Source organism: Plantibacter flavus (assembly GCF_900177615.1).
Lineage (GTDB): Bacteria > Actinomycetota > Actinomycetes > Actinomycetales > Microbacteriaceae > Plantibacter > Plantibacter flavus.
Genome location: NZ_FXAP01000002.1, coordinates 683641 through 704365 on the forward strand (window position 1 = coordinate 683641; position 20725 = coordinate 704365).

Annotated in this window: 22 protein-coding genes; 11 read left to right on the forward strand and 11 right to left on the reverse strand. The window is 69.4% G+C overall.

Going from position 1 to position 20725, the window contains the following annotated elements:
* Positions 1-2: 2 nt before the first annotated feature.
* Both B9Y95_RS09600 and B9Y95_RS09605 read left to right on the forward strand, forming a co-directional pair.
* Entirely contained in the window at positions 3-740 is a 738-nt protein-coding gene (locus tag B9Y95_RS09600) for a hypothetical protein (protein WP_085511626.1), read from the forward strand.
* Positions 741-821: 81 nt separating this feature from the next.
* Positions 822-1508, forward strand: coding sequence for an ankyrin repeat domain-containing protein (locus B9Y95_RS09605; protein ID WP_085511627.1), 687 nt, complete (start codon positions 822-824; stop codon positions 1506-1508).
* 36 nt (positions 1509-1544) lie between these two features.
* On the opposite strand, the gene B9Y95_RS09610 is transcribed toward B9Y95_RS09605, so the two are convergent.
* Positions 1545-1841, reverse strand: coding sequence for an iron-sulfur cluster assembly accessory protein (locus B9Y95_RS09610; RefSeq protein ID WP_085511628.1), 297 nt, complete (start codon positions 1839-1841; stop codon positions 1545-1547).
* A gap of 100 nt (positions 1842-1941) precedes the next feature.
* Here B9Y95_RS09610 and B9Y95_RS09615 point away from each other — a divergent pair, with 100 nt between their 5' ends.
* A complete protein-coding gene (locus B9Y95_RS09615) occupies positions 1942-2454 on the forward strand; it encodes a hypothetical protein (protein ID WP_143736423.1) in 513 nt (170 codons plus the stop codon).
* 27 nt (positions 2455-2481) lie between these two features.
* Here the strand turns inward: B9Y95_RS09615 and B9Y95_RS09620 are convergent, their stop codons facing one another.
* Together B9Y95_RS09620 and B9Y95_RS09625 are read right to left on the reverse strand one after the other, a co-directional pair.
* Positions 2482-2997, reverse strand: coding sequence for a MarR family winged helix-turn-helix transcriptional regulator (locus B9Y95_RS09620; protein ID WP_085511630.1), 516 nt, complete (start codon positions 2995-2997; stop codon positions 2482-2484).
* Between the two features lie 61 nt (positions 2998-3058).
* On the reverse strand, positions 3059-4297 hold the full coding sequence (locus tag B9Y95_RS09625) for a DUF2254 domain-containing protein (protein WP_159453375.1): 1239 nt from the start codon (positions 4295-4297) through the stop codon (positions 3059-3061).
* Positions 4298-4591: 294 nt separating this feature from the next.
* Here B9Y95_RS09625 and B9Y95_RS09630 point away from each other — a divergent pair, with 294 nt between their 5' ends.
* From B9Y95_RS09630 to B9Y95_RS09640, 3 genes are read left to right on the forward strand one after another with little or no spacing between them, the layout of a single operon-like run.
* Positions 4592-5884 carry an MFS transporter gene (locus tag B9Y95_RS09630; RefSeq protein ID WP_234994050.1) on the forward strand — a complete coding sequence of 431 codons (1293 nt, stop codon included), beginning with the start codon at positions 4592-4594 and terminating at the stop codon, positions 5882-5884.
* A gap of 38 nt (positions 5885-5922) precedes the next feature.
* Complete coding sequence (locus B9Y95_RS09635; RefSeq protein WP_085511633.1) at positions 5923-6750, forward strand: sugar phosphate isomerase/epimerase family protein; 828 nt, start codon at positions 5923-5925, stop codon at positions 6748-6750.
* A complete protein-coding gene (locus B9Y95_RS09640) occupies positions 6747-7877 on the forward strand; it encodes a Gfo/Idh/MocA family protein (RefSeq protein WP_085511634.1) in 1131 nt (376 codons plus the stop codon). Before B9Y95_RS09635 ends, B9Y95_RS09640 begins: the two co-directional genes overlap by 4 nt.
* Before the next feature lie 39 nt (positions 7878-7916).
* Here B9Y95_RS09640 and B9Y95_RS09645 read toward each other — a convergent pair whose 3' ends face one another.
* From B9Y95_RS09645 to B9Y95_RS09665, 5 genes are all read right to left on the reverse strand, one after another.
* Positions 7917-10769 carry an FAD-binding and (Fe-S)-binding domain-containing protein gene (locus tag B9Y95_RS09645; protein ID WP_234994051.1) on the reverse strand — a complete coding sequence of 951 codons (2853 nt, stop codon included), beginning with the start codon at positions 10767-10769 and terminating at the stop codon, positions 7917-7919.
* Between the two features lie 127 nt (positions 10770-10896).
* Positions 10897-11682 carry a glucosamine-6-phosphate deaminase gene (gene nagB, locus B9Y95_RS09650; protein ID WP_085511635.1) on the reverse strand — a complete coding sequence of 262 codons (786 nt, stop codon included), beginning with the start codon at positions 11680-11682 and terminating at the stop codon, positions 10897-10899.
* A gap of 19 nt (positions 11683-11701) precedes the next feature.
* Complete coding sequence (gene murQ / locus B9Y95_RS09655; RefSeq protein ID WP_170169548.1) at positions 11702-12598, reverse strand: N-acetylmuramic acid 6-phosphate etherase; 897 nt, start codon at positions 12596-12598, stop codon at positions 11702-11704.
* Between the two features lie 87 nt (positions 12599-12685).
* Positions 12686-13849: an anhydro-N-acetylmuramic acid kinase gene (locus tag B9Y95_RS09660; RefSeq protein WP_234994053.1), complete on the reverse strand. Its 1164-nt coding sequence runs from the start codon at positions 13847-13849 to the stop codon at positions 12686-12688.
* Positions 13846-15168: an MFS transporter gene (locus tag B9Y95_RS09665; RefSeq protein WP_200811383.1), complete on the reverse strand. Its 1323-nt coding sequence runs from the start codon at positions 15166-15168 to the stop codon at positions 13846-13848. Before B9Y95_RS09665 ends, B9Y95_RS09660 begins: the two co-directional genes overlap by 4 nt.
* Positions 15169-15370: 202 nt before the next feature.
* Between B9Y95_RS09665 and B9Y95_RS09670 the strand changes: the two genes are divergently transcribed.
* Positions 15371-16261, forward strand: a complete 891-nt coding sequence (locus B9Y95_RS09670; RefSeq protein WP_085511638.1) for a MurR/RpiR family transcriptional regulator — start codon at positions 15371-15373, stop codon at positions 16259-16261.
* 69 nt (positions 16262-16330) lie between these two features.
* On the opposite strand, the gene B9Y95_RS09675 is transcribed toward B9Y95_RS09670, so the two are convergent.
* Positions 16331-16936, reverse strand: a complete 606-nt coding sequence (locus B9Y95_RS09675; RefSeq protein ID WP_085511639.1) for a TetR/AcrR family transcriptional regulator — start codon at positions 16934-16936, stop codon at positions 16331-16333.
* 129 nt (positions 16937-17065) lie between these two features.
* Between B9Y95_RS09675 and B9Y95_RS09680 the strand changes: the two genes are divergently transcribed.
* Positions 17066-17722, forward strand: a complete 657-nt coding sequence (locus B9Y95_RS09680) for a hypothetical protein (protein WP_085511640.1) — start codon at positions 17066-17068, stop codon at positions 17720-17722.
* A 44-nt stretch (positions 17723-17766) separates the two neighbouring features.
* The gene (locus tag B9Y95_RS09685; protein WP_085511744.1) at positions 17767-18393 is read left to right on the forward strand and encodes a hypothetical protein; all 627 of its coding nucleotides are present in this window, start codon (positions 17767-17769) and stop codon (positions 18391-18393) included.
* A gap of 30 nt (positions 18394-18423) precedes the next feature.
* Here the strand turns inward: B9Y95_RS09685 and B9Y95_RS09690 are convergent, their stop codons facing one another.
* On the reverse strand, positions 18424-19215 hold the full coding sequence (locus B9Y95_RS09690; RefSeq protein ID WP_085511641.1) for an SDR family NAD(P)-dependent oxidoreductase: 792 nt from the start codon (positions 19213-19215) through the stop codon (positions 18424-18426).
* Between the two features lie 96 nt (positions 19216-19311).
* Here B9Y95_RS09690 and B9Y95_RS09695 point away from each other — a divergent pair, with 96 nt between their 5' ends.
* Positions 19312-19800 carry a MarR family winged helix-turn-helix transcriptional regulator gene (locus B9Y95_RS09695; RefSeq protein ID WP_085511642.1) on the forward strand — a complete coding sequence of 163 codons (489 nt, stop codon included), beginning with the start codon at positions 19312-19314 and terminating at the stop codon, positions 19798-19800.
* A gap of 53 nt (positions 19801-19853) precedes the next feature.
* Positions 19854-20258, forward strand: coding sequence for a VOC family protein (locus B9Y95_RS09700; RefSeq protein WP_085511643.1), 405 nt, complete (start codon positions 19854-19856; stop codon positions 20256-20258).
* On the opposite strand, the gene B9Y95_RS09705 is transcribed toward B9Y95_RS09700, so the two are convergent.
* Positions 20213-20722, reverse strand: a complete 510-nt coding sequence (locus tag B9Y95_RS09705; protein ID WP_085511644.1) for a hypothetical protein — start codon at positions 20720-20722, stop codon at positions 20213-20215. The two genes, B9Y95_RS09700 and B9Y95_RS09705, sit on opposite strands and share 46 nt — an antisense overlap.
* Positions 20723-20725: the final 3 nt, after the last annotated feature.

Below are 20725 nucleotides of genomic sequence, written 5' to 3' on the forward strand. Positions count from 1 at the left end.
AGATGATGATTCGCAAGAAGATCCTGGTACTGCTCACGTCCGGGCTGGTGGTCGCCGGCGGTCTCGGCGGCGTGGCGGCGCAGGCCGTGGCGAGCTCCGCGGAGGCGCCGGCCGAGGCGACCGCGACGCCCGCCGAGACAGAGACCGTGACGCCGACGGCGACGCCGGCCGCGACCACGCCTCCGACCGAGTCCACGCATATCGACGAGTTCTACCTGCAGGGCCTGTGGCAGCGCTTCTTCGAGGTGGGCAAAGCCGCGATGGCGTCCTGCATGACCGAGGCGGGGTTCGGGTTCGACGACACCAGCTTCGACGGGATGCCGCCAGGCCTGAGCACGGCCGACCAGGACGCCTGGCAGGCGGCTGCGGTCCCGTGCCTGGAGGAGCGTGACGCGGCGACCGCTGCCGCCGAGGCCGCCTACGTGCCGACCGAGGAGGAGCGTGCCGAGGCACTGGCGTTCGCGACGCAGTACCAGGGCTGGATCGATGCGATGCGCTCATGCATGGCGGACCGCGGCCACGAGTTCGTGGGCGCCGTCGACATGACGCTCCAGGCCTACCCGTATCCCGAAGGTCAGCAGGCGACCGGGATGCCCGACGGCCTGTCTCCTGAGGAGAGCCACCAGTGGAAGTTGGACGCCACCGGCTACGACTACTCCATCCCCGAGTCGGAGCAGAGCACCTGGGAGGCGTCCTGCGGATTCGTCGCCGACGCCGCCTACGGTGGGCCCGGCCACTGATCGGTCCGTCGTGAGTCGGTCTCGTGCCCGTCGCAGGGCGTCGGACACGAGACCGGCCACCGAATGGGTGAGGATGGGGCCATGCGCGCAATCTTCACGGACATCGTCAACGGGGCCGAGCAGCAGGTCCGAGACCGGATCGCACAGGATCCATCGGTCGTCGGAGCCGTCGCCACGGGTACGCCGAAGCAGTACGCCGGACAGTCCACCCTGCAGGTGGCAGTCCGCTCCGGCGAGTTCGCCATCGCGCACCTCTTGCTGGCGAGCGGCGCCGACCCCGGGTTCGTCGACGTCGACTCGCCGAGTGGCTGGGCCAAACCCGTGCTCCATGATGCGCTCGTGGCTGCCGTGAAACGCTCGCGGTGGATGCGTCAGACGTTCACTGCGCAGTCGGAGCGAGCGTTCCGAACGGTGAACAGCGCATCGACATCGGACGACGCGTACAGCGTCGTCGTGGCGCTGCTCGATGCGGGCGCCGATGTACACGCAGTGGATTCGAAAGGATGCACGTCGCTCGGTCGCGCCGCGCGCGCAGCACACGACGTCCTTCCTCGCAGGCCGCACGGCCAGCCTGATGCTCGGGACGGCAGACCGTTGAACCCGGAGCTCGTCGACGATCTCTCGCGGATCTTCGACCTCCTCCGCCGGCGTGGGGCGGACCCGGCACACCGAGAGCCGCAACTGGACATGTCCTTGAGCACGTATTACGAGACCGAACTCGTCGGGACCTTCCTCGCAGGTGGCGCGCGACCGGATCCCGCACCGTAGGCGACCGGCATCGTCCCGCCTCTCCGGAGCGTCGGCCTAGAGCAGCGCGGGCCGTTCCTGGTCGCGGACCTCGAATCGGACGCTGCCGCCGTCGATCAGGGCGTCGAGCTCCTTCGTCTCCATCCGTGGGCAGGCGACGGGGTCGAGGAAGACCCTGGCGCCGTGGTCTTCGACGACCTCGTCGCCGATCTCGGGCTCGGTGGCGAGATCGACCGCGAAGTGCGACTCACGCTCCGCTTCAGAGCGGATGCGAAGACCGCCGGTGCGCGGGTCGTCGGTTCTGGTGGCGAGGGTCCGGATGACCGTGACGGCGTTCTGGGTCAACGTGAGCATGGTGTTCCTTCCGGAGATGAGTCGGCTTTCCCGTTCAGCTTGAGGTGATGCGTGCATGAGTGCAACAGTTGCCGTGTACCGATACCGAATGGAGATGTCCGTGGACGACCTGAATCTGCTGGAGGCCGCCCAGCGACCGCTCCAGAACGAGCTGCTCCAGATCGCTCGACGATTGCTCGACGCCGGGACGTCCGATGATGATCGTGCGGCCGCGATCAGTCACCTTCGCGACGAGTCCGAGGACGCGTGGGAGCGTTGCAACGCGTTCTTGCTGGCTTACGCGGTCAGTCGATGCTGTGAGCCCGCCGAAGCCGTCGATGACCGGGGCGTCCGATCCGGCCTGCACGACCGGTTCGCGGATGAGTTCATCGACGCGGTGGCCTCGGGACTGCCGTCGCTCGCCCTCGAGTGCTGGACCCATCCACCGATGCTGATACCGCCGTTGCCGCCGATGGCGAAACAGACCGCGATGCTCGTCGCGGTGCTGGATGAAGCGATCCGGCGCCAGGGGCACCAGACGAGCCCGGAGCCTCTCGTCGACGCGTTCCCAGGCGGGGTCTGGATCGAACTCACCGAGGACCCGGCGCACGTCGGTGTCAACACGGAACCCTGACGGTCGCGAGGCGTCGTCCGCGCAGCCTCACAGGCCGAGGTCGAGGAGTTCCGACACGGCAGGTTCGCCGGCGGCGAGCGAGAAACGGTTGAGTGCGTCCATGAGTTCGCGCTGATCGTGCACCGGCATCCGCTCGAGGATCCGTGCGATCTCTTGACGTCGGCGTTCCGTCACCTCCGACACGATCGCGGCCCCGGAGTCCGTGATCTCCACGAGGACCTCCCGGCGGCTGTCGGAGCTCGGGACGCGACGAACCCAGCCCTTGGAGGTCATCCGGTCGATCACTCGGGAGAAGGTGGACCGGTTCATGTGCAGCTGCTCGGCGAGCCGCCCGATGCGGAGTCGTTCGTGCGTCGAGAGGATCACCAGCACGCGGAACTGCGGCAGGCTGATCTCTTGCAGGACCCCGCTCAGGGAGCGGGCCACCACGCCGAGGAGCGCCCGCGAAGCGACGAGCGTCGCCTCGACCGTGGCCGTGTCCTCGACCTCCGCCACCTCACCGACCTCCACCCGCGTCCGAAACCCGACGCCTCCGCTCGTCATCGTACAAGTCGTCGGCACCTGATCTGATCTCGTCTCCGCTCGAGGACGAGGGGGTTCGTACTCAGGGGCGGAGGCGACGGTGGAGTGCGTTCAGGATCTCGGTGTCGGCGTCGTCCAGTCGGGTCGATGAACGCCGCAGGGCGAGTGTCGCGGCGGCGTGGAACGTCTCCGCCTGATCGGGTGCGGTGGCGGCCAGCGCTGCGAAGCACTTCTGCAGCCTCATCTGGACTTCGAGGATGCCGGCACCGTCGCGCGACAGCGGACGGAACGCATCCGTCACGAGGTCCTCCAGGGTGACGCCGCGGACCCAGATCCGCGGGTGGTCGACGTCGACGTCGCGTGTCGTGGTGAGGGTCGCCGTGAAGACCCGTTGCAGGGCTCCGATGATCTCGATCGCCGTGCCCGGGTCGTTCGTCGCCGGTGACAGTGCCCGGCTGCCGATCTCGGTCAGGGCGATCACGCCGAGCCGTGGGTCCTGCTCGTAGGTGCGATGCGAGGCGATGCGGAATGCCCGCCTGATCGACGGCTGGAGGTCCGTCTCGGCCTCGCCGTCGACGATCGCGAGCGGTGTCGTCGCGTCGGCGACCCGGCCTGCCGTCGCGACCACCTGGATCGAGACGCCTGCGTTCGCCGCAGCTCGGTCCAGCATCGGCAGGTCCACGAACACGACGTACCCGGGCTTGTCGGCGAACACACGTGTCCCCTGGCGGTCCGGTCCGGTCAGTGGGTTCGCTCCGAGTGACGGCGACTCCGCATAGGCGGTGAGCGACGTCGTGGCGGCGGCCTCGACGCGGTCGATGATGTCGGACATGCGGCCGAAGGTCGACAGATGGGCGATCCAGCGTAGAAGGGTGACGACGACGATCGTGATCATCACCAGCGTTCCGACGAACAGGATCGTGCGCCCGTGGTCGCCGTAGTAGCCGGTGGACAGGGCGATGATGCCGACGAGGGAGAAGGTGAAGCCCCCGACGAACGTCGACAGCGCATTCTGCGAGGTGGTGTCCTCCACCATGAGCTGCGTCGCTCGCGGCGTCGCGATCGTGGTGGCGGAGGAGTAGACGGTCACCATCGCGGTGATGGAGAACGTCGTGACCGCGAGCATGGAACTCGCGATGATCTGCAGGATCGATCCGACGGAGTCCTGGCCGAGGTCGATCACCAGGCGGAACGGGAGGAGGCCCCCGATGAAACCGGCCGCGAGCGCGAAGGCGACCGCCATCAGTGTGAACACGGCGGCCCTCGCCCACACCTTCTTGCCGAGCAGGAAGAGGAACCTCGGGAGACCTGTCTTCATCATGTCCTTTGGGTCGATGGCGGAACACCATCCTGCCCGATGACACGGCTGCGGGGGTGGCGTCCGAGCGTTGCTGGTCCGCGCAGTTCGAACCATCGACTCCGTGGAGAAGTCCTCCCTCGCGCCCGAGCCTGCGTCCCTGTCGGCGACATCGGCTTGCCAAGCCGTCAACGGCCGTCCATACTCGATTACCGAGCGACCACTCGGTTTTCGGCGGTGCGGCTCGGAGCGACTCAACGACGAGAGGACGGAAGCATGACGACGGCCAGCGGCTCAGCGGCGGGGATGCCTTCGGGCATGACGACATCCACGGCGACGGCGGGACGTGGTTCCGCCTTCGAGGAACCGACACAACCGGCGAAACGCAGCTACATCACGTGGCTGCTCCTCGCACAGCTGGTCTTCTTCATCGCCCTCCTCGGCCCCGCGATCGTCGGCATCGGCATCAAGATCCAGTCCTTCGTCGACGCCGGCGTCATCGACCAGAACGGCGCGACCGGCGCAGCCGCGGTGCTCGGCGGATTCGGCGCACTCTTCGCGACGATCGCGAACGTCGTGTTCGGTCGTCTGTCCGACCGGACGACCAGCCGGTGGGGGCGTCGGCGCATCTGGATCGTCTCCGGCACGGTGATCATGACGGTCGCCTTCGCGATCATGGCGCTCGCCCCCGACCTGCTGGTCGCGACGATCGGTTGGTCGCTCGCCCAGCTCGGAGCCAACATGGCGCTCGCACCGTTCATCGCGACGATCGCCGACCAGGTCCCCCGCTTCCAGCGGGGCAAGGTCACCGCCGCACTCGGCATCTCGCAGAACGTCGGTATCCTCGGCGGAACCTACGTCGCCCAGGCCTTCCAGGACCAACTCGTCATCATGTTCGTCGGGCCCGCGATCCTCGCCATCGTCGCGATGGTCGTCTTCGCCGCTGTGCTCCCAGACCGTCGGCTGCCGTTCGCCCCGCCCCGCGCCACCCTGCGCGACTGGGCCGAGACCTTCTGGGTCAGCCCCCGCAAGCACCCCGACTACGCCCTCGCCTGGTGGTCGCGCTTCCTCATCACCTTCGCGAGCTTCGGCTTCACCACCTTCCGATTCTTCTACCTGCTCAATCACGTCGAGGCGCCCGAGGCCGACATCCCGGCGATCATCTCGACCAGCGTCCTGATCTACACGGTGGCGCTCATCGGGGCGAGCTACTTCGCCGGCTGGCTCTCCGACAGGATCGGCCGCCGCAAGGTGTTCGTCTGGAGCTCCACCGCGCTCTTCGCGGTCGGTACCTTCGCCCTCATCTTCGTGCAGGACGTCGGCTCGTTCTACGTGCTCGAGGCGTTGCTCGGTATCGCCTACGGCATCTACGTCGGCGTCGACCTCGCCCTCGTGGTGGACGTGCTGCCCGACCAGGAGAACGCCGGCAAGGACCTCGGCGTCTTCAACATCGCCAACGCCCTCCCCCAGACGTTCGCGCCGCTCATCGGTGGCATCCTCGTCTACGTGAGCGATCCGACCGGCAACAACTACGGGTTGTGGTTCACCGTCTGTGCGGTCGCCGCCATCCTCGGGGCGGTGGCGATCTTCCCCATCAAGAGCGTCAGATAGTGCTGTTCCAATCAACGAAATCGAAGGTGAAAACGATCATGTCCCTCCCCGTAGCGTCCGTCCAGCTCTACACGCTGGCCAAAGAATTCACGGCAGACCCGAGTGGTTCGCTCGACAAGCTCGCCGCCATCGGCTTGAAGAACGTCGAAGCGTTCGACTTCGTCCGCCGTCCCGCTGAGATCCGCGCCGCGCTCGACGCGAGCGGCCTTGCCTCGCCCACCGGACACGCGCCGCTGCTGTCCGACGAGCTGTGGACCCCCGACGGATCCATCCCGACGCCGGCCCCAGAGGTCGTCTTCGCCGCAGCCGCCGAGATCGGCATCACGACCGTCATCGACCCGTTCGTCGCCGCCGACCGCTGGCTGACCGAGGATGGCGTCGCCGACATCGCCGACCGCTTGAACCGGGCCGCCGACGTCGCAGCCACGTTCGGCCTCACGGTCGGATACCACAACCACGCGCAGGAGTTCCTGGCGTCGTTCGACGGCCAGACCGCCTACGAGCGGTTCGTCGCCACCACCGACGAGCGCGTCGCGATCGAGCTCGACCTGTTCTGGGCGTTGACCGGTGGTCAGGACGCCACGGAGCTGGTCACGAAGCTCGGCTCGCGCCTCATCGCCGTGCACGTGAAGGACGGCATCGCTCCGGCGTCCAACCCGTTCGCGCCCGACGCTCCGGCGTTCGGCTCCGAGACCCTCGACCAGCGCCACCCCGGCGACGGCCAGGTGCCGCTCGCCGCGGCGCTCAAGGCCGGCGAGGGTGCCATCGAGTACGCGGTCATCGAGTACGACAACTCGCCGGGCGATGTCTTCACCGACATCCAGGCCAGCTACGACTTCCTCGTCAAGGGTGGGTTCGTCGCATGAGCGGCCCCGTCGGAATCGGCGTCATCGGCGTCGGCGTCATCAGCGACACGTACCTCGAGAACCTCGCGTCCTTCCCCGACGTCGAGGTCCTGATCGTCGGGGATCTGCTGCTCGACCGGGCGAAGAGCCAGGCTGAGAAGCACGGCGTGCCCGCGTGGGGATCGGCCGAGGACGTCCTCGCGCACCCCGACGTCCAGGTCGTCGTCAACCTGACGATCCCGGCAGCCCACATCGAGGTGTCCGCCGCCGCGATCGCCGCCGGGAAGCACGTCTGGACCGAGAAGCCGCTGGGCCTCGACCGCGACGGAGCCGCTCAGCTGCTGCGCGATGCCAGCGCGAAGGGCCTCCGTGTGGGTTCGGCGCCCGACACGGTGCTCGGCCCTGGCTTCCAGACCGCCAAGCGTGCCGTGGCGCAGGGGGTCATCGGCGAGCCGATGTTCGCCTCCACCACGTTCCAGACGATCGGTCCCGACGTCTGGCACCCGAGCCCGGCGTTCCTCTTCGCCGAGGGGGCCGGTCCGCTGCTCGACATGGGTCCGTACTACTTCACCGGTCTCGTCAGCCTCTTCGGCTCGGTCGAGCGTGTCGCGGCGCTCGGTCGCAAGAAGTTCGAGGAGCGCGTCATCGCCACCGGCCCGAACGCGGGGACGACCTTCCCGGTCGAGGTGCCGACGTCGCTGCAGGTGCTGACCTCGTTCGCGGCCGGCCAGCAGGCGTCGAGCCTGTTGAGCTTCGACTCCGCGCTCGAGCGCCACGGCGTCTTCGAGATCCACGGCACCGAGGGTTCCCTGGTCATCCCCGACCCGAACCAGTTCGAGGGTCGCACCGCCTCCGTGCAGGCGCGCACCTCGATCAGTGACGGCGCGTGGGGCGAGCAGGAGTGGATCGAGATCGAGCAGGAGGGCGTGGTCGTCGGCCGCGGTCTCGGCCTGCTCGACATGGTCCGCGCGATCGCCGAGGACCGGCCGCACGTCGCGACCGGCGAGTTGGGCTTCCACGTGCTCGACGTCCTGCTCTCCGCGCGGGAATCGGTCGAGAGCGGGCAGTTCGTCGACGTGTCGAGTTCGATCTCGGCACCGGTCCCGGCTGTGCCCGTCGACTTCGACCCCTTCGCGAAGACGCTGTAGTCACCGCCGGGAGTGCCCGTTCCGCTCGGCGTTCGCGTGTCAGCGAGCGGAACGTGCACCCTCGGTGGGCGGGGCCGACGCGGCGTCGAGCAGCTCGAGCACGTGGCGGTAGTCCTCGCCCGTGGCGCGGGTCATCCCGAGCTCGCAGGTGCGGTTGCAGGATGCGTGCGCGTCGGCACCCAGGGCGGCGACCTCGGCGGCCTCGGCCTTCGTCGCGGAGGCCGTCAGCTCGGGGTGCAGCATGCCGCGGTCACCGGCGAATGCGCAGCAGCCCCAGTCGTCGGGGACGTGCACCCGCTCGGCCACGGCTTCGCCGATCAGCACGAGATCCGGGTCGAGGCCCATCTGGCGCGAGGAACAGGTCGGGTGCAGGACCAGCTGCTCGATCCGCGCTGAGACGTCGACCCGCGGCAGGATCTCCCGGGCGGCGAAGGCCACCGCGTCCTCGACGACCACGCCGCTCTCGCTGAGGAGCTTCGCGAAGCCCTCCGTGCAGCTCGACGCGTCGCTGACGACCACCAGGCCGCTGTCGGCCACGGCCGCTCGAATGCGTTCGACCGTGCGCTGCTCGTTCACCGCAGCGCCGGACGCGAACCCCTTCGACGACCACGGGGTGCCGCAACAGATCGACTCGACGCCGTCGGGCACCATCATGCTCAGGCCGGCCCGCTCGAGCAGCCGGGTGAAGGCGCCCATGACGCCGTCCCCGCCGTCCGCCGCGCCGAACATGCTGTTCACGCACGCCGGGACGTAGATGCCGACGGTCGGACCGTCACCGGCGCCCACCGTACGACCGAGTGCCTTCCGCGAGCGTCCGCCGCCCGGCAGATCGCCCGAGTACTTCGGCACGGTGTCCGCGCCGAGGACGGCACGCGCGACGTCCGTCACCGCACCGACCACCGGAGCCGGTAGGAGCTTCGCGCCGGAGAGCGCGACCGAACCGATCCGTGTGACCGGCCCCCAACCGGTGGCGGCCGCCTTCCAGCCCGCGGCGGCGACCGGAGCCGCCTCCGTGCGCCGGATGCGCTTGACCAGCGCGCCCGTGTTGATCTGGACCGGGCAGGCGGTCTGGCACATCCCGTCGACGGCGCAGGTCTGCACGCCGGCGTAGTCGTAGTCGTCCGCCAACTCCTCGGCGAGGGCGATGTCTCCGCGAGCGCGAGCGGACTCCTCGGCGCGGCGGACGACGATGCGCTGCCGCGGCGTCAGGGTCAGGTCGCGGCTCGGGCAGACGGGTTCGCAGTACCCGCACTCCACGCAGCGATCGACCTCCTCCTCGACCGTCGGCTGAAGCTTGATCCCCTGGAGATGCGCCTGGGGATCCTCGTCGATCAGCACGCCGGGGTTCATCACCCCGGCCGGGTCGACCAACCGCTTCAGCTCGAGCATCACCCCGTACAGTTCATCGCCGTACTGCCGGCGGACGTACGGCGCCATGGCGCGACCCGTGCCGTGCTCGGCCTTCAGGTTGCCGCCCGCATCGAGGACGAGGTCGACCATCTGCTCCGTGAAGCCGTTGAACCGGCCGAGCGCGGCGTCGCCCTCGAACCGGTCGGTGAGCATGAAGTGGATGTTGCCGTCCTTCGCGTGGCCGAAGATGACCGAGTCGCGATAGGCGTGCTGCACGAAGAGCTCCTGCAGGCTCGCGCAGGTGTCGGCGAGGGCCGCGGTCGGCACGACGATGTCCTCGAGCAGGGCCGTGGTGCCGGACGGCCGCGCTCCCGCGACCGAGGCGTAGAGGCCTTTGCGGAGCGCCCAGGCGCGTGACCGTTGGGACGCGTCGCTCGAGAACACGACCGGCGCGTGCACGTCCAGACCGTTCAGGAGTGCGCCGCCCGCCGTCGCGCGGTCCCTGAGTTCGACGGTGTCCTCGGAGCGGTACTCGACGAGGAGTGCCGCGTGATCCTGCGGCGTGAACCCCTGGATCTCCGCCGGGCTACCGGGGAGACGCTGCCCGACCGTCAGGGACGTCGCGTCCATGAGCTCGAGCGTGGCGGCTCCGGACGCGACCAACTCGGGCAGCGCGCGCGTCGCCGCGTCGAGGGAGGGGAACACGGCCAGAGCCGTCGACACCAGCGGCAGGACGGGGACGGTGCGGAAGGTCGCCTCGGCGACGAATGCCAGCGTGCCCTCCGAGCCGATGATGAGGTGCTGCAGGACGTCCACGGGCGACTCGAAGTCGAGGAACGCGTTGATCCCGTACCCCATGGTGTTCTTCAGCGAGAACTGGCGCTCGATGGACGCGACGGAGGCCGGGTCCGATCGCACGCGGCGCTGCAGACGCTCGATGCCCTCGGCGAGTTCCGGCTCCGCTTCGTGGAGCTGTCGGTCGGCCGTCGGGTCGGCCGTGTCGATCGTGGTGCCGGACGGGAGGACGAACACCATCGACTCGAGCGTCCGGTAGGTGTTCTCGTCGATCCCGCAGGCCATGCCGCTGGAGTTGTTCGCGATGACGCCGCCGATCGTGCACGCCACCTCGCTCGCCGGGTCGGGGCCGAGGCGGTAGCCGAGTCGCGTGAGTCGCGCGTTGACCTGCGCCACCGTCGCCCCTGGCTGCACCCGGACGCGCTTGCCGTCGTCGAGCACGTCGATGGATTTGAACCGCTGCCTCGTGTCGACGATGATGCCGGAACCGGACGCCTGGCCGGACAGGCTGGTGCCACCCGACCGGAACGTGACGGGCGCGGCGGACCGCGTCGCCGCCCGGAGGATCGCTGCGACCTCGGCAGCGCTCTCCGCGATGACGACCGCCTCGGGCGTGAGCAGGTAGTGCGATGCGTCCCCGGCGTACGCGGCCAGGTCGATCGCCCGGGTGCGGATCCGCGTGGGGTCACCCACGGCTTCGCCGATGGCTTCGGTGATGAGGGATGGGACGGTGGTCGGGTGTGCCACGAGGCTTCCTTCTCGAATGCGGGCGTCAGCGGGATGCAGGAGTGCGGAGTTGCGCGGGTGCTGCGTTGCGGCCACGGTGGTCGGACGCCTCAGAGGATGGGGCGTCGTCGGCCATCGCCCGGCCGATTCATTCGAAGCGTTGCCAGTCCGGCCGGTTGTCGTAGGTGTAGCGATAGTAGTCCGACAACCGCAGCCCTGATGCCGCCGCCTCGTCGACGATGACGGTCGCGTGTTCGTGCAGCTGGAGTGCCGACCCGGGGACGAACGCGCTGAGCGGTCCCTCGACGGCGGCCGCGACGGCGTCGGCCTTCCCAGCGCCCTGGGCGACCAGCACGAGCTCGCGTGCCTCGAGGATGGTCCCGAGTCCCTGCGTCATGCAGTGGGTCGGCACCTGGTCGGGCGAGTCGAAGAAGCGGGCGTTGTCCTGGCGGGTCTTCGGCGCGAGGGTCTTGATGCGCGTGCGTGACGCGAACGACGACGTGGGTTCGTTGAACCCGATGTGCCCGTTCGACCCGATGCCGAGGATCTGCACGTCGATGCCGCCGGCCTCGGCGATGGCCCCGTCGTACTCCTTCGCGGCGGCCGCGAGGTCCGCGGCGCGGCCGTCCGGGACGCGGACGCGCGAGGGGTCGAAGCCGAGCGGAGCGACGACCTCGCGCGCGATCACGCTGGCGTACGACTCGGGGTGGTCGGCCGGGATGCCCACGTACTCGTCCAGAGCGAAACCGCGGGCCTCGGCGAACGACAGCGAGCCCGCTTGCACGCGACGCGCCAGTTCCGCGTAGATGCCCTGCGGGCTGGAGCCGGTCGCGAGCCCGATCACGGCCTGGGGGCGCCCGGCGACGATCGACGCGATCTTCGCGCCGGCGACGCGACCGACCTCGGCGGCGTCGGGAAGGATGATGATCTCCACGGTGTCCTCTCGTTCCTGCTCAGGCGCTCGCCGCAGCCACGGCCGAGCGGACGTCGCCGTCGTGCGATTCCAGCAGCCGGCCGGCCGTCGCCGCGTCCACGTCGGCGAGGAGCATGACGACGGCGGTCTTGGCGTGGGCGCCGGCCTGCTCCAGGGCGGCGTCGGCGATCGGCCGTTCGACACCGGTGGCGTCGGCGACGATCCGCTGCGCGCGGTCGACGAGCTTCTCGTTGGTCGGCTTCACGTCCACCATGAGGTTGGAGAAGACCTTGCCCGAGCGCACCATGGACGCGGTGGACAGCATGTTGCACACGAGCTTCTGTGCGGTGCCGGCCTTCAGCCGGGTCGAACCGGTGAGCGCCTCGGGGCCGGTCACCACCTCGATGACGATGTCCGCCTCGGCGCTGATCCTGGCGTTCCGGTTGCAGGACACCGCGATCGTCCCAGCGCCCAGGTGGCGTGCGTAGCGCAGCCCGCCGATGACGTACGGGGTGCGACCGCTGGCCGCGAGACCGACGACGACGTCCGTGGGGCGGAGGTCGGCCGCGATGAGTTCCGAGGCGCCGAGCTCGATGTCGTCCTCGGCGCCCTCGACGGCGACGACGAAGGCGTGCTCGCCCCCGGCGATGAGCCCCACGACCTCGGAGGGGTCGGTGCCGAAGGTCGGCGGGCACTCGACCGCGTCGAGCAGTCCGATCCGGCCGCTCGTCCCCGCACCGAGGTAGACCAGTCGTCCACCCTGCCGGCGAGCCTCCGTGATGCGCTCCACGGCGCGCGCGATGCTCGGCAGTTCCGCTCGGACCGCGTCGGCGACGAGTCGGTCCTCGTCATTGATCACCTCGAGCAGCCGGAGCGTGTCCAGCGTGTCGAGGTCGACCGTGCGCGGGTTGCGTCCCTCGGTGGAGAGCGCTGCCAAGGTACTCGATGCTTCAGGCACGAACGGCCCTCCGTTCTGGGTCGGACGGGCTGACGCCGTCGTGGTGGTCCGTGGGGCTGTCGACGGTCATGCTTCGAACCGCAGCGAGCGAGGCGGCCCGTCGAGCGTCCGCGTGGGGAGCGAGTGTCCCGGGACGATCGCGCCCAGGACGCTGCCGTGCGAGGCGCCAGTGGCAGAGGGGAGAGAACCGGCCTGGCCGTTCACCGTCAGGAAGCCGAGGACGGCGAAGGCGAGCGCCTCCTTCGCGTCGGACGGGAGGCCCGCGTCGTCGCTGCTGACGACGTCGGCCTCGGGGAGTGCAGCCCGGATGCGCGCGACGAGCTGAGGATTGCGCACCCCTCCGCCGGCGAGGATGACGCGCTCCACCCCGCGGACGGCGTCCGCCACGGTCCGTGCGGTCAGCTCGGTCAGGGTGGCGACGAGGTCCTCGATCGGAAGCGTCGGTCGGCCGGCGAGCCGCTCGCGGAGGTAGTCGAGGTGGAACAGTTCCTTGCCCGTCGACTTCGGGGCGGGCCGCCGGTAGTACGGCTCGCGCAGGAGGAGGTCGAGCGTCTCCTCGTCGACGGTGCCACGCGCGGCGAGCTCGCCGTCGGCGTCGAACTGCCGGGCGCCGCCGGTGTGCTCGGCGACGACGGCGTCGATGAGCGCGTTCGCCGGTCCGCTGTCGAACGCGATCGGGTCCTGGCCCGGCCGCACGATGGTGGCGTTGGCGATGCCGCCGAGGTTGACGGCCGCAGCGGTCTCGCCGCCCAGCCAGAGAGCGTCGATCATGCTGACCAGCGGTGCACCCTGCCCGCCGGCCGCGACGTCACGCGAACGCAGGTCGGCGACGACGGTGCAGCCGGTGCGCTCGGCGATCCAGGCCGGCTGGCCGAGCTGGAGCGTGCCCTCGACCCGGCCGTCCTCCACCCAGTGGTACATCGTCTGGCCGTGGGAGACGATCAGGTCGGCGTCACCGTCGCAGAGCTCCGCGACCGCTCGCACCGCGAGCTCGGCGAAGGCCTGCCCGATCCGCGTGTCCAACCGGCAGACGTCGTCGACACTGGTCTTCGCGGGCGGCAGGGCTGCGGTGATCGCGGCTCGCAGCTCCGGGTCGTACCCGGCGGTGAGCATCCCGAGCGGGCGGACGACGAGGGTGTCGCCGTCCACGCTGATCTCGGCTGCGGCGGCGTCGATCGCATCGTGCGACGTGCCGGACATGAGGCCGATGACGCGCATCGGGCGGCTCACTTGCGCAGCTCCGCCCGGTGGGCGTTCCCGCGGAGTGTGCCGATGGCGATCGCGCTCACCAGGCAGGTGGCCATCACGTAGTACGCCGGGACGTCGACGTCGCCGGTCGAGGCGATCAGCGACGTGATGATCAGGCCGGCGCTGCCGGAGAAGACGGCGTTCGAGATCGAGTAGGACAGTCCGAGGCCGGTGTACCGCACGGAGGTGGGGAACATCTCGGCGAGCATGGCGGGGCCCGGGCCCGCGATCAGGCCGACGACCGCTCCGGCGACGAACACGGCGAGGCCGTGGACACCGACGCCGAGGTCCGGGTTCTGCAGCACGTTGAGGAGGGGCAGCGCCAGGATCACGATGAGCCCGGTGCCGGTGAGCATCACCCAACGCCGACCGATCTTGTCCGACAGCCAGCCGGCCGGGAGGATCGTCGCGGCGAAGCCGGCGTTCGCGAGGACCGTGGAGATCAGCGCTTCCTGGAACGAGGCGTTGAGGCTGCTCTGGAGATAGGAGGGCATGACGACGAGGAAGGTGTACCCGGCGGCGGACCAGCCCATCAGGCGGCCGATCCCCAGGAGGATCGCCTTGGCGGTCTCGGCGGCACCCGCACGCACGACCGGCTCGGCGACCTTGGTGGTGTCGGCGGCGGCGACCTTCTGGAACTCCGGGGTCTCCTCGAGCTTCAGGCGGAGGAACAGGGCGACCGCGCCGAGGGGGATGGCGAGCAGGAAGGCGATCCGCCAGCCCCACGCCGCCAGATCGGCTTCGGACAGCAGGGAGGACAGCAGCGCGACGGTGCCGGCGCCGCCGAGGAGTCCGAGCGCGACCGTGAACGACTGCCACGATCCGTAGAAGCCACGCTTCCCGGCCGGGGCGAACTCGGTCATGACCGAGACGGCGCCGCCGAACTCGCCGCCGGCGGAGAGGCCCTGCAGGATGCGCACGATCGTGAGCAGGATGGGCGCCGCGATGCCGATGGAGGCGTACGTCGGGAGGATGCCGATGAGAGCGGTCGCCCCGGACATCATGACCAGGACGAGGATGAGCGTCGGCTTCCGGCCGATCCGGTCGCCGATCCGGCCGAAGAGCGCCGCCCCGACCGGGCGGAAGAAGAAGGCGATCGCGAAGGACGCGTAGGTCGCGATGAGTGACTCGATACCGGTCTGCTGGCCGTCGCTGAAGAACTGTGCGGCGAGGATCGTCGCGAGGAACCCGTAGATCCCGAACTCGTACCACTCGATGAAGTTGCCGACGCTGCCGGCGACGATCGCCCGGCGTCGGGCGGTGCTGCTGATCACGTCGCTGCGTGGTGTGGAGCTGGTCACGGGACCTCCCTTGGTTCCTGGATCGTGCATGCCGGCAGCACCCGCGGTACTCCGCTACACGTGTCGGCCAGTCCGCACCCGAGGTGGGCACTGGTCGCGAGTCGGTGCAACAAACATACACAATTCGACAATAGATGGTAATTTCCATACATCCCGCCGGTGGGTGCCGACGGTACAGTGTTGACGGTCGAGAGGAGCACCGATGGGAGCCGACGTCCACCGGACATCACGGGCGGTGTCCACCGAGGTGCGCGCCCGTCTCGACGAACTCCGTCCCTCCGAACGGCGGATCGCCGAATCACTGCTCGCCGACCCGGGCGCCTTCGCGACGCGGTCGGTCGCCGAGATCGCCGAGGAGGCCTCGACGTCGACGACGACGGTCGTGCGCTTCACGCGCAAGATCGGCTACGACCGCTTCAAGGACTTCCGGCACGACCTGACCGAGGAGAACCTCCGCGAACGGCTCGCGCTCGCCGGGACGAACGTGCAGTCGCCCGACATCGTCGCCGGAGACAGCCTCGACGACATCGTCGCGAAGGTCGCCGCGAACGAATCCCTCTCGATCGCCGACACCGCACAGGCGCTCGACACGGCAGCCCTCACGCGTGCGGTCGCCGCGGTCGCCGGCGCTCGCCGGGTCGACATCTTCGGCGTCGGGGCGAGCTCCATCGTCGCCGTCGACCTGCAGCGGAAGCTCTCGCGGATCGGACGGGTGGCGCTCGAGTGGCCCGACCCGCATGCCGCCTGGACCGCCGCGGCGATCCTCGACGAGCAGGCGGTCGCCGTCGCGATCTCGCACTCCGGTGCGACCGCGGACACCGTCGACTACCTCCGGCTCGCGGCCCGCTCCGGGGCCACGACCATCGCGATCACGAACCACGCGGAGTCGACCCTGGCGAGCAGCGCGGACATCGTGCTCCAGACGTCCGCGCGGGAGACGGCGTTCCGATCGGGGGCGCTCGGCAGCCGGATCGCACAGCTGATGGTCGTCGACTGCCTCTTCATCGGTGTCGCCCAGGTCGACTCCGAGTCGTCCATCGGTGCGCTGCAACGGACCTTCGACGCGGTCCGGGAGCGTCGCTCGACCGAGTGACGTCCGCGCCGACCCTGGTCGGTGTTCGTGGACCAGCTCGACCGTTGTCGTCGACGAGGCGGCCGGCCGCTACGAGGCGTCCGCGCGCAGGACGGCGGTGACCGCGAGGCGGAGGGACGAGCTCTCGAACCCGAGTCGTGCGCGCGCGCCGGGGAAGGCGCGCTCGAGCGACAGGCCGTTCACGACCGAGAGCAGGAAACGCGACTGCTGCTCTCGATCGCCGTCGGTGAGGGCGCCCTCCTCGTGGAGTCGGGCGAGCCACCGGTCCACGCGGCTGACGGCGAGCCGCTCCATCGCGAGGAAGGTCTGGGCGGACTCCTCGGGTGTGGGTGATGCGACGTAGGCGTCGTGGAGCGCGGTCCAGTTCTGTCGCGCGACGGCACCCGTGCCGACGGCGGAGAGGAGCAGTTGGAGACATGCCTGCAGGCGTTCGGCCGGCGTTTTCGTCGGGTCGGCCATCGGGTCGTCCGGAATGTCGAGTGTCTGGAGTCCTTCGATCACGGTGTCGAGGAGTTCCTGCTGCGTCGGGAAGAAATGTCTGAGGGACCCGGTACTGACGCCTGCCTTGGCCGCCACGGCACGGACGCTCAGGCGTGCCGTCGGGTCTTCGCCGAGCATCGTGGCAGCAGCGATCAGGATCTTGGATCGTGTGTCGGAGCCTGCCGGTTCGGTCATGTGCAGGGTCCCCCTTCTCAGTTCTAGTACAGCGTGCTAGCGTGTCCCTCGATTATCACACTGTACTAGAGATGGCTGTGTCGAGGTGATCCGACGGCCCCCAGGTCGGTGTGGAGAGGAGCGCGACGGATGGAACAGGGCTGGCGGGAGCGCCGGTGGACGCGCCGAGCGAAGGCCGGTGATGGCAGCAGGTTGAAGCCGTTCCGCTGGTGGCAGATGACCACCCGGTCGGTGATGTCCATCACCCTCCGCGATGCAGAGGGTCGAATCGTCGTGCACACGATCGATGTCCGTCACGGAGGTGACGCGTCGGACGGCGTCGTCAGAGCGAGGCTCTACCGGGACGGCGCCCTCCACCTGGTCTCCCGGGTGCCGGCGCGTTTCGCCGTGCACGGCGGGCACATCGAAGTGCGGGTGAGCGAATCCGGTCTCCGCCGCTGCCACTTCCTCGCCGATGACGGCACCGAGCAGCAGCTCGCACCGGATTCTCGCTCGGCGGAAGGTCGACGCCTGCAACTCGCTCAGCGACACCCCGTCGCCAGCTCGGTCCTCGGCGCGCTGTCGATCGTCCTCCTGCTCGTCGGCATCGGCTTGAACGCACTGCAGATCGCGGAACCGATCTCGCAGATCCCGCCGATCGCCGACACCCTCGGCACCTTCGAGTCCCCGCTGCATCTCGACCCGTGGCTGAACGTCGCCCTCGGGATCGGGGCGGCGCTCGGCGCGATCGAGCGAGCCTCCCGCCTCCGTTACCACTGGCTGCTCGACAGCGGAGCGGGGACTTGATGTCGCCGAGTCCGTCCGGCCGATCGAACCGACCGAGGAGCACCATGCACGCACCAGCACTCCGACCGTTCCGGGTCATCAGTGAGCACCGGCGTGCCTACCTCGTCCTCAACGCCGTGGCGTACGGGCTGACCGTGGTCGGTTTTCTCATCGGTCTCGCCTTCCCCGACCTCACGCGCGCTCGGGAGTCGGCCATGGTCGAAGACGGTACCGCCGCGCTCGTCACGCAGCTCGTGAACACGCCGCCGCTGTTCGCGCTGATGATCCTGGCGGTCAACGTCCTCCGACTGAGCCTGCTCACCATCGTCCTGCCGTCCGTCGTCGTGCCGTTCGCAGGACTCGCGGCCTTCGGGTTCTGGGTGGTCCAGACCGGGATCACCCTCGTGCCCCTGAGCGACGACGGATGGGTGGCGCTCATTCCGCACGCGCTCACGCTCGTCATCGAGCTCCAGGCGTACATCCTCCTGCTGCTCGGTGTGTACCTGCACGGGGTGCTCTGGGTTCGGCCGGCGCTCGCCGGAGTGGTGCGCCACCGCCAGGGGTACCTGCAGGGGCTGCGGCGGATCGGTGCGCTCGTCCCTCCGGCGTTGGCTCTCCTGGTCATCGGGGCGATCTGGGAGGCCTACTCGTTGCGGTACCTGGTCCACCCGCTCGGCCAGTGGTTGGCGTGACCGTCGCGGCGTGCAGCCCACGCGGCATGGCTAGAGCATCCCGGTCAGCACTCCGCCGTCCGCGCGCAGGGTTGCGCCGTTCGTCGCCGACGCCAGTGGGCTCGCGAGGTAGGCCGCCAGCGAGGCGATCTCCTCGGGCTCGATGAAGCGTTCGAGCAGTGTGGTGTGGTTGCGTCCGATGATCGACGCCTTCACCGCCTCGACGGGAGCGGCCTGGTCGGCGGCGATCGACTCGATCGTCGTGGCGACGCCGTCCGAGTAGGTCGGGCCGCCGAGGATCGTGTTGACTGTCACGGCGGTGCCGCGGGTCAGCTTCGCGAGTCCGTTGCCGAGGGCGATCATCGCGGCCTTCGTGACGCCGTAGTGGATCATGTCTGCGGGGATGTCCACGCCGGACTCGCTGCTGACGAAGAGGACGCGTCCCCAGCCGCGATCCAACATGCCTGGCAGGGCGTGCCGGGACAGTCGGACGCCGCTCATCAGGTTGACCTCGAGGACGTTGGACCACTCGTCGTCCGAGATGGACTCGAATTCCGCGAGACCGAACTGGCCCACGTTGTTCACCAGGATGTCCACGGCGCCGAGGTCACCGAGCAGTCGCTCGACGGAGGAGGGATCGGCGAAGTCCGCGACGATCCCGTCATGGCCGGCATCGGGGTACGCCCGCCGAAGCGTGGCGACCGCATCCTGCACCGCCGGCTCGGAGCGCCCGTTCACGATGACCCGTGCACCCTCCGCGGCGAGCGTCCGGGCGATGGCTGCGCCGATGCCACCGGTCGATCCGCTGATGAAGGCCGTCTTGCCTCGGAGCTGCAGGTCCATCTCGTCTCCCTCTGTCGGCGATCCGCCGATTCACTTGCTCAGGAAAGTCATCCTAGAGTGATTCACTTGTCCAGGCAAGTCGCATAGGCTCGTCCCATGACCGACTCCGCCGAACGCCCCGCCCTCACCGGCGACCGTCTCGCGGCCTGGGCGTCCGTCGCCACCCTGCTCGAGCGGCTCCCTTCGGCGCTCGACGCCCAGCTGCAGCGCGACAGCGGGCTGAGCCACTACGAGCACGGGCTGCTCTTCGCGCTCGACACCGCCCCCGACCGCACGCTCCGGATGAGCACCCTCGCCGGCTACGCGAGCAGCACGCTCTCCCGGCTCTCCCGCGCGATCTCGCGACTGGAGAAGCAGGGGTGGGCGCGGCGCGAGGTCGATCCGATCGACGGTCGGTTCACCCTCGCCGTCCTCACCGACGCCGGCCACGACCACGTCGCCCGGTCCACCCCCGCGCACCACGCCCTGGTCGAGGAGCTCGTCTTCGGCTCGCTCACGGAGGCGCAGGTGCGGCAACTCGCCGAGATCAGCGCGCGGATCGCGACGACGATCGATCCGACCGTGCCATGGGCGGCGCGCGAGTGAATCTCGGAAAGATGTCCTTGTGGGCGCGCTCACGCCGGGCGTAGCTTGACCGCATGAGCCTCTTCATCACGTGTCCGGTCGAGAGCGTCGAACGCGCGACCGCCTTCTACGACGCCCTCGGCTGGACCCGCAACGCTGCGATGTCCACCGACCAGGTGTCGTGTTTCGAGATCGCGCCCGAGCAGTACGTCATGCTCGGCAGCCGCGAGATGTACGCGAGCGTCGGTGGCACCGAGGAGCTGATCGGCGGACCGGACACGCCCTCGAAGGTCACGGTCTCGTTCGACCTCGGGAGCCGCGAGGCGGTCGACGAGCTCGTCGAGCGCGCCGGTGCCGCGGGTGGCCGGGTCGGCGACACCGACGACTACCCGTTCATGTACCAGCGCCAGTTCGACGACCCCGACGGGTACCACTACTCGCCGTTCTGGATGAAGCCCGACGCCGAACCGACCGCCTGAGCGACCGCACCGCGACACGGCACGGCGAGCAGGTCACCAGGTGCGAGGTCGCGGGGGAGCAGCACGCGCTGCTCGGTTCCTGCCTCGCTGTCGAGGTGGAACGACACCGTGTGCGTCGTCGACGCTCGCCCGATGAGCCGGAGTTCCGACCAGCACGGCTCGACGTCTGCGAGACAGGCGTCGAGGGTGAGGTGATGGCCGTCCTCGCCGAACGTCGCAGCGACGACGCGCGTGACGACCACGGAGGTCTGCTCGACGGGCGAGGGGCACCCGCCCGTGCCGGCGATCACCGCTGTCGCCGTATGGACGCACGGGGTTCCGCACTGCTCGATGAGGCGCAGCATCGGAACGTCGTCGACGATCACGTCCGTGGTACTGAGGTGGGTGTGTGCCGGCCAGCGGTCGGGGACGAACGGGTCCGGGATGCTGCGGCGGAGCGAGGGCAGGATCGTCGTGAGGGTCATGAT